The following is an 8232-nucleotide window of genomic DNA, read 5'->3' on the forward strand; positions in this document are numbered from 1 at the left end:
GTCGAACCAAAGTTTGGAGAAGACGGTTCTGCCTTGCTTGTGTCTTATTAGACATGAAATGAGAATGCGGACGATTCGCGATTCTGGCGGATCGAAATCGATGCGAGACGTGCGTTCATGAAGATCAAAGACCTGGCGGGACCGAATTTCCCGGAACTTTCGGCACAACTGAGCGGTGCTGCCGCCGAAATCGACGTTGCCGGACTGACGGCTGACAGCCGGCAGGTTCAGCCAGGAGATCTCTTCGTCGCGGTTTCCGGCAGCAAGGCCAATGGCAGCGCCTATGTCGCCGACGCGCTGAAGCGCGGCGCGGTTGCAGTCGTCACCGAAGTGGATGCAGACCTCGATGCCTCGACCGCACCGGTCCTGAAGCTCTCCGAACCGCGCGCCTTTCTTGCGCGTGCTGCTGCTGCCTTCTACGGTCGCCAGCCAGAAACCATGGTCGCTGTGACCGGAACTGCCGGCAAGACTTCGGTCGCCTCCTTCACCCGCCAGATCTGGGCGCACTCCGGTCTCGCCGCCGCGATGATCGGCACGACAGGCGTTGTCGCTCCCGGGCGCAACGACTACGGCTCGCTGACGACGCCCGATCCGGTGTCGCTGCACAAGCTGCTTGCCGAACTCACTGACGCCGGCGTCACCCATGCGGCGATGGAAGCCTCCAGCCACGGCCTCGACCAGAGCCGGCTCGACGGCGTGCGGCTTGCCGCTGCCGCCTTCACCAATCTCGGTCGGGACCACATGGACTATCACCCGACGGTCGAGCACTACATGGCCTCGAAGATGCGGCTGTTCGATGCGCTGCTGCCGAAAGGCGCGCCGGCCGTGATCTTTGCCGACGACCAATGGTCGGAACAGGCGATCGCCGCTGCCCGCAAGGCCAAGCTCGACGTGCGTACCGTCGGCCGCAAGGGCGATTACATCTCGCTGAAGCGCGTCGAACATTTCCGCCACAAGCAATCGGCGGAAGTCCATGTCGGCGATGACATCTTCGAAATCCACATTCCGCTTGCCGGCGACTTCCAGGTGGCCAACGCGCTGGTCGCAGCCGGTCTCGCCATGTCGACCGGCATCAGCGCCAAGGCGGCCTTCTCGGCGCTTGAAAAACTTGAGGGCGCCTCGGGTCGGCTCGAACTGGTCGGGCAGACCAAGGACGGCGCGCTCGCCTATGTCGACTACGCCCACAAGCCCGATGCGCTGGAAAACGTGCTCGCTTCCGTGCGTCCGTTCACGACCGGCCGCGTCGTCGTGGTCTTTGGCTGTGGCGGCGACCGCGACAAGGGCAAGCGCCCGATCATGGGCGAAATCGCCACGCGGCTTGCCGATGTGACGATCGTCACCGACGACAATCCGCGCTCGGAAGTGCCTGAGGTGATCCGTTCCGAAATCATGGCTGCGGCCAAGGGCGCAATCGAGATCGGCGACCGCGCCGAGGCAATCCGCACCGCCGTCGGCATGCTGAAGACCGGCGACACGCTGATCGTTGCCGGCAAGGGGCACGAGGAGGGGCAGACGGTCGGTTCGGTCACATTGCCCTTCTCGGACCATGCTGAGGTTCGTAAGGCCTTGGGAGGCTTCTGATGAACTGGCTCTGGACAAGCAGCGATCTTCTGGCCGCAATGAACGGTCGGCCGATGGGCAATTTGCCCGAGGGCATCAACGGCATTTCGATCGACAGCCGCTCGATCGGCAAGGGCGAAGCTTTCTTCGCGATCAAGGGCGACCGGGTCGACGGTCATGACTATGCCGGCATTGCGCTTGCCAATGGCGCGGCGGTGCTGGTGGTCAGCGAGGGCAAGCTGCCGGCGCTCGGGCGCCTCACTGCGCCGATGATCGTCGTCGACGACGTGCTCGAAGCGATGATTAGGCTCGGATGCGCGGCGCGCGACCGCAGCGCCGCCAAGATCATTGCCGTCACCGGTTCGGTCGGCAAGACGACGACCAAGGAGATGCTGCGCCATGTGCTGCAGCCGCAGGGCCGCGTGCATGCGTCCGTCGCCTCCTTCAACAATCATTGGGGCGTGCCGCTGACGCTTGCGCGCATGCCCGAGGCAACCGATTTCGGCGTCTTCGAGATCGGCATGAACCATCCGGGCGAGATCCGGCCGCTGACCGCCATGGTGCGCCCGCACGTGGCCATCGTCACCAGCATCGCTGCCGCCCATCTCGGCAATTTCGAGAGCCTCGACCAGATCGCCGAGGCCAAGGCCGAGATCTTCGAAGGCGTGGTCAATGGCGGTCATGCGCTGATCATTCACGACAGCCCGCAGTACAAGCTCCTGGAAAACGCAGCAGCTGCCGCCGGCGTCAGCCACATCCATTCCTTCGGCGCCAATCCGAAGGCGGAGTTCCGCCTCGTCGAGTTCAGCCCTGGCGCGGAAGGCTCGATCCTCTGGGCGGGCATCGGTGGGCGGACGCTGGAAGTCGCGATCGGCGCGCCAGGGCGTCACATCGCCGAGAATGCGGTGGCGGTGCTTGCCGCCGTCAAGCTCGCCGGCGGCGACCTCGACTATGCGGCATCGGCCCTTGCGACCATGCAGGCCGAAACGGGTAGGGGGCGGCGTCATACGTTGTCGATCGGCGGCGGCACGCTGAAGCTGATCGACGAAAGCTACAACGCCAATCCGAGCTCGATGCGCGCAGCGATCGCTCTTCTGCGCGACAGCCAACCGCCAGAGGGCGGCCGCCGCGTCGCTATTCTCGGCGACATGCTGGAAATGGGCGAGCATGGCGTCGAGGTGCATGCGGCCCTTGCCCGGCCGCTGGTCGAAGCCGGGATCACCGATGTCTGGCTTGCCGGGCCGCTGATGGCGCATCTGCGCGACGCGCTCCCGCCGGAAATCTCGGTGGTCTACCGCGAAAGTGTCGAGGACCTGAAGGCCTACACGCTCGACGCGGTCGCTCCCGGCGACGTCGTCATGGTCAAGTCGTCGAAGGGCACCGGCTGCGCGAAGATCGTGCATGCGCTGATCGACGCCTATCCGGACGCCGAAGCCGAGCAGCCCGAAGTCGAGGGATAGCCGGCGAGGGATAAGCCGGTGACGCCGCCCATGAAGGTCGCGGTGGATACAGCCTGGTGTTAGGTGGGCGCGCCCTAACGATTTCACATGTTAGCGCGTATCGTTTTTCAGGTGATTCTGATGGACGAGTTTCTGATTTTGCAGCGCCGCGCGTCCGCCAAGACGCGCAAAGGTCGCTGCAGCATTTTTAAACGGCTGCATAATTTTGTCCTTACGTCGGTGCCGATCTAAGGGCGTGTGCAGGAAACCTTTGGGGAAAGGTCCCTTATGCTCATTTGGCTCGTGGAACTGGCGGACCACTTTCAGTTTTTCAATCTCTTTCGCTACATCACGTTCCGCACCGGTGCAGCGCTGTTTACGTCGGCCATCATCGTTTTCCTGTTCGGACCCGCGATGATCGCGTCGCTGCGCATTCGCCAGGGCAAGGGCCAGCCGATCCGCGCCGACGGGCCGCAGACGCACTTCAAGAAGGCCGGCACGCCGACCATGGGCGGCCTGATGATCCTGGCCGGCATCGTCGTTTCGTCGCTGCTGTGGGCCGACCTTTCGAGCGTCTACGTCGTTTCGACGCTGCTCGTGACGCTCGGTTTCGGCGCCATTGGATTCTACGATGATTACCTGAAGGTTACGAAACAGTCGGACAAGGGCTTTTCCGGCAAGGCGCGCCTCGGCATCGAGTTCGTAATCGCCGCCATCGCCGTGTTCTTCATGATGCAGGCCTCGCTTTCGAGCGGCACGTCCGGCTCGACCTTCGGCTCCTCCGTCACCTTCCCGTTCTTCAAGGACCTCGTCCTCAATCTCGGCTATTTCTTCGTGCTCTTCGGTGGCTTCGTCATCGTCGGCGCGGGCAATGCGGTGAACCTGACCGACGGCCTGGACGGTCTCGCGATCGTGCCGGTCATGATCGCGGCTGCGGCTTTCGGCCTGATCGCGTACCTTGCCGGTAACGCTGTGTTCGCCAACTACCTGCAGATCCACTTCGTGCCCGGCACCGGTGAGCTTGCCGTCATTCTCGGTGCCGTGATCGGCGCGGGCCTCGGCTTCCTCTGGTTCAATGCGCCGCCGGCGGCCATCTTCATGGGCGACACCGGGTCGCTGGCACTCGGCGGCCTGATCGGCACCGTTGCCGTCGCCGTCAAGCACGAGATCGTCATGATCATCATCGGTGGCCTCTTCGTCATGGAAACGCTGTCGGTCATCATCCAGGTCTTCTGGTTCAAGCGTACCGGCCGCCGCGTCTTCCTGATGGCGCCGATCCACCACCACTTCGAAAAGAAGGGCTGGACCGAAAGCCAGGTCGTGATCCGCTTCTGGATCATCGCCGTCATCCTGGCGATGGTCGGTCTCTCCACCCTCAAGCTGCGGTGAGCGGACGATGATCCCGGTCACCACATTCAAGGGCAGGAAGGTCGCACTCTTCGGTCTCGGCGGCTCGGGGCTCGCCACGGCGCAAGCGCTGGTGGCGGGTGGTGCCGAGGTGACCGCCTGGGACGACAATCCCGACAGCGTCGCCAAGGCTTCCGAAGCCGGTGTCCCGACGGCGGACCTGCGTTCGGTCAACTGGGTCGGCTTTGCCGCCTTCGTGCTGTCGCCGGGCGTGCCGCTTACCCATCCGAAGCCGCACTGGACCGTTGACCTCGCCCATGCCTCCGGTGTCGAGATCATCGGCGACGTCGAGCTGTTCGTGCGCGAGCGCCGGGCGCATGCGCCCGATTGCCCGTTCATTGCCATTACCGGCACCAACGGCAAGTCGACGACAACGGCGCTGATCGCGCATGTTTTGCGCGAAAGCGGCCGCGACACGCAGCTTGGCGGCAATATCGGCACGGCGGTGCTGACCCTCGACCCACCGAAAGCCGGTCGTTTCTATGTTGTCGAGTGCTCGTCCTACCAGATCGATCTGGCGCCGACGCTGAACCCGACCGCCGGTATTCTCTTGAACCTCACGCCCGATCACCTCGATCGCCATGGCACCATGCAGCACTATGCCGACATCAAGGAACGGCTGGTCGCCGGCAGCGGCACGGCCATCGTGGGCGTCGATGACAGCTTCTCGGCCCTCATTGCCGATCGCGTCGAGCGCGCCGGCACCAAGGTCGTGCGCATTTCGCGCCGCCATGTTCTGGCAAGCGGCCTCTATGCCGAGGGCTCACGCATCCTGAAGGCCGAAGGCGGCACGTCCAGCCTGTTTGTCGATCTTGACGGCATCCAGACGCTGCGCGGCGGCCACAACGCCCAGAACGCGGCCGCTGCCATTGCCGCCTGCCTTTCGGTCGGCGTCAGCGCGGCGGAGATCATGAGCGGGCTGAAGAGCTTCCCCGGTCTCAAGCACCGCATGCAGCCGGTCGGTCGCAAGGGTACGGTCGTCTTCGTCAACGACAGCAAGGCGACCAATGCGGATGCGGCGGCGCCGGCGCTTTCGAGCTACGAGCGGATCTACTGGATCGCCGGTGGCCTGCCGAAGGAGGGAGGCATCACGACGCTTGCGCCGTTCTTCCCGAAGATCGCCAAGGCCTACCTGATCGGCGAGGCGGCTCCCGCCTTTGCCGCGACGCTTGGCGAAGCGGTGCCTTACGAGATTTCAGGCACGCTGGAGCAGGCAGTGGCGCATGCCGCACGCGATGCGGCCAAGGATGAGGCTGGCCCTGCGGCGGTGATGCTGTCACCGGCTTGCGCAAGCTTCGACCAGTATAAGAACTTCGAGGTGCGCGGCGATGCCTTCGTCGGCCATGTGCGCGCGCTCGAAGGCATAACGATGCTGATCTGATGCCATCCGGCCGACGCGCCATCGGCGCGCGGCGGATGGACGTGATGCCGGGGTTTCGGACGTTTGGCGCAATGGGCGCCGGAGAAGGGGACTGACAAGATGGTAAGCCGAGCCGAACGTGGCCCCGTGGCCGACTGGTTCTGGACGATCGACAGGTTCTTTCTGGCGACCTTCATCCTGTTGATGGGGGTGGGCTTCATGCTGTCCTTCGCCGCAAGCCCGGCGGTTGCCGAGCGCATCGGCCTCGACAGCTTCCACTTCGTCAAGCGTCACGCGCTGTTCCTGCTGCCGTCACTGGTGGTCATGGTCGGCATATCCTTCCTGTCGCCGCGCCAGGTGCGGCGAGCGGCGATCCTGCTGCTTGCCGGTTCGCTTGGGATGATGGTGCTGGTGCTCTTCGTCGGCGAAGAGGTGAAGGGTTCGATGCGCTGGCTTTCGATCGCCGGCATCTCGATCCAGCCGTCGGAATTCATGAAGCCGGCCTTCGTCGTCGTCTGCGCCTGGCTCTTTTCCGAGCATGCGCGCCAGCCGGAAATTCCCGGCAATCTCTTCGCCATCCTGCTCTTCGGTATCGTCGCCGCGCTTCTCGTCGCCCAGCCCGACCTTGGCCAGACGATCCTGACGACCGCTGTCTGGGGCGGCATGTTCTTCATGGCCGGCATGCCCTGGCTCTGGATTATCCTGCTTGGCGGGGCAGCGCTTGGCGGCTTCTTCGTCGCCTACACGATGCTACCGCACGTGGCCGCGCGTATCGACAAGTTCATGACCGGCGAAGGTGACACCTTCCAGATGGACACGGCGCGCGAGGCGATCATCCGTGGCGACTGGTTTGGCCGGGGCCCGGGCGAAGGCATCGTCAAGCGCATCATTCCAGACAGCCACACCGACTTCGTCTTTTCCGTTGCGGCCGAAGAATTCGGCATCGTCTTCTGCATGGTCATCGTTCTGATCTTCGCCTTCCTGGTGATGCGCGGGCTCAACCATGCTTTCCGCGAACGCAACGACTTCAACCGGTTCGCCGTTGCCGGCCTAGTTCTCCAGATCGGCATCCAGTCGATGATCAACATCGGCGTGAACCTCGAACTGCTTCCGGCAAAGGGCATGACCCTGCCGCTGATCTCCTATGGTGGCTCGTCCATGGTGGCGATCTGCGTCACCGCCGGCTTCATCCTGGCCTTGACCCGTCACCGCCCGGAGAAGCGCGCCGTGGAGCGCAGCCTGTTTCGGTCCGGCATTGGCGTGCCGGCGGAGTAAAATATGACTAAAGGCATCATCCTGCTTGCCGCCGGCGGTACCGGCGGCCACCTCTTTCCGGCAGAAGCGCTGGCGCATGAACTGAAGGACATGGGCTATTCGGTCCATCTCGTTACCGACAGCCGCGCCGAGCGCTATGCCGGCAAGTTCCCGGCCGACGAGGTGCATGTCGTTCCCTCGGCGACGATCGGCTCGAAGAACCCGATCAGTGTGGCGAAGTCGCTCTGGACGCTCTGGACCGGCATGCGCGCCGCGCGCAAGCTGATCGCGCGGCTGAGACCCAAGGCCGTCGTCGGCTTCGGCGGTTACCCGACCGTGCCGCCGTTGCTTGCCGCAACCGGCATGGGCGTCCCCTCGATCATCCACGAGCAGAACGCCGTGATGGGCCGCGCCAACAAGGCGCTTGCCTCCCGCGTCAGGGCCATTGCCGGCGGCTTCCTGCCGGAGGGCACGGGCGCCTTTGCCGCAAAGACCGTGACCACGGGCAACCCGGTGCGCCCGGCGGTGCTTGCCGCTGCCAACGTGCCCTATGTCGCGGCCACCGGCGATGCGCCGTTTCATCTCGTCGTCTTCGGCGGCAGCCAGGGCGCGCAGTATTTTTCCAAGGCGGTGCCCCAGGCAATCTGCCGGCTCGAAGACGCGGATCGCCAGCGCTTCAAGGTGACCCAGCAAGCGCGGCCGGAAGACAAGGACGGCGTGATCGCCACCTACGAGAAGCTTGGCGTTCCCGCCGAGGTTTCGCCCTTCTTCACCGACATGGCGGAGCGTATCGCCGGCGCCCAGCTCGTCATCTGCCGCTCCGGTGCCTCGACGGTGTCAGAGCTTGCAGTCGTCGGGCGGCCTTCTATCCTGGTGCCCTATCCCTATGCGCTCGACCATGACCAGGCGGCCAATGCCGCAGCGCTCGCCGCCAAGGGCGGCGCGCGGGTGATCGCTCAAGGCGAGCTTAACGCCGACCGTCTCGCCGGCATCCTCAAGGATGCTGTCGAAAACCCGCAATCGCTCGCTGAGATGGCCGCAAATGCCCGGGAAACCGGCAAGCCGGACGCAGCAAGCTTGCTTGCATCCCTCGTAGAGGCTATTGCCAGCGGTTTGACAGTCGAGAAATTCAGGGAAACACGCTCATGAAAATGCCGAAAACCATCGGGCTGGTCCATTTCATCGGTATCGGCGGCATCGGCATGAGCGGCA

At 64.2% G+C, this 8232-nt stretch carries 6 protein-coding genes; all 6 read left to right on the forward strand.

Annotated features, from left to right (window positions below):
- The first annotated feature begins 117 nt into the window (after positions 1-117).
- The 6 genes from VGO04_RS17710 to murG all read left to right on the forward strand — a co-directional run bounded on the left by VGO04_RS17710 (position 118) and on the right by murG (position 8169).
- Positions 118-1581, forward strand: a complete 1464-nt coding sequence (locus VGO04_RS17710) for a UDP-N-acetylmuramoyl-L-alanyl-D-glutamate--2,6-diaminopimelate ligase (RefSeq protein ID WP_327497287.1) — start codon at positions 118-120, stop codon at positions 1579-1581.
- Entirely contained in the window at positions 1581-3020 is a 1440-nt protein-coding gene (locus tag VGO04_RS17715) for a UDP-N-acetylmuramoylalanyl-D-glutamyl-2,6-diaminopimelate--D-alanyl-D-alanine ligase (RefSeq protein ID WP_327497288.1), read from the forward strand. Before VGO04_RS17710 ends, VGO04_RS17715 begins: the two co-directional genes overlap by 1 nt.
- A 267-nt stretch (positions 3021-3287) precedes the next feature.
- Positions 3288-4388 (forward strand): phospho-N-acetylmuramoyl-pentapeptide-transferase, encoded by a 1101-nt coding sequence (mraY, locus tag VGO04_RS17720; RefSeq protein WP_327497289.1) that lies wholly within the window; start codon positions 3288-3290, stop codon positions 4386-4388.
- Between the two features lie 7 nt (positions 4389-4395).
- A complete protein-coding gene (gene murD / locus VGO04_RS17725; protein WP_327497290.1) occupies positions 4396-5787 on the forward strand; it encodes a UDP-N-acetylmuramoyl-L-alanine--D-glutamate ligase in 1392 nt (463 codons plus the stop codon).
- A 99-nt stretch (positions 5788-5886) separates the two neighbouring features.
- Positions 5887-7041, forward strand: coding sequence for a putative lipid II flippase FtsW (gene ftsW, locus VGO04_RS17730; RefSeq protein WP_327497292.1), 1155 nt, complete (start codon positions 5887-5889; stop codon positions 7039-7041).
- A gap of 3 nt (positions 7042-7044) precedes the next feature.
- A complete protein-coding gene (murG, locus tag VGO04_RS17735) occupies positions 7045-8169 on the forward strand; it encodes an undecaprenyldiphospho-muramoylpentapeptide beta-N-acetylglucosaminyltransferase (protein ID WP_327497293.1) in 1125 nt (374 codons plus the stop codon).
- Positions 8170-8232 lie beyond the last annotated feature (63 nt).

Origin of the sequence: Ensifer sp., assembly GCF_035999185.1 — a bacterium.
Lineage (GTDB): Bacteria > Pseudomonadota > Alphaproteobacteria > Rhizobiales > Rhizobiaceae > Ensifer.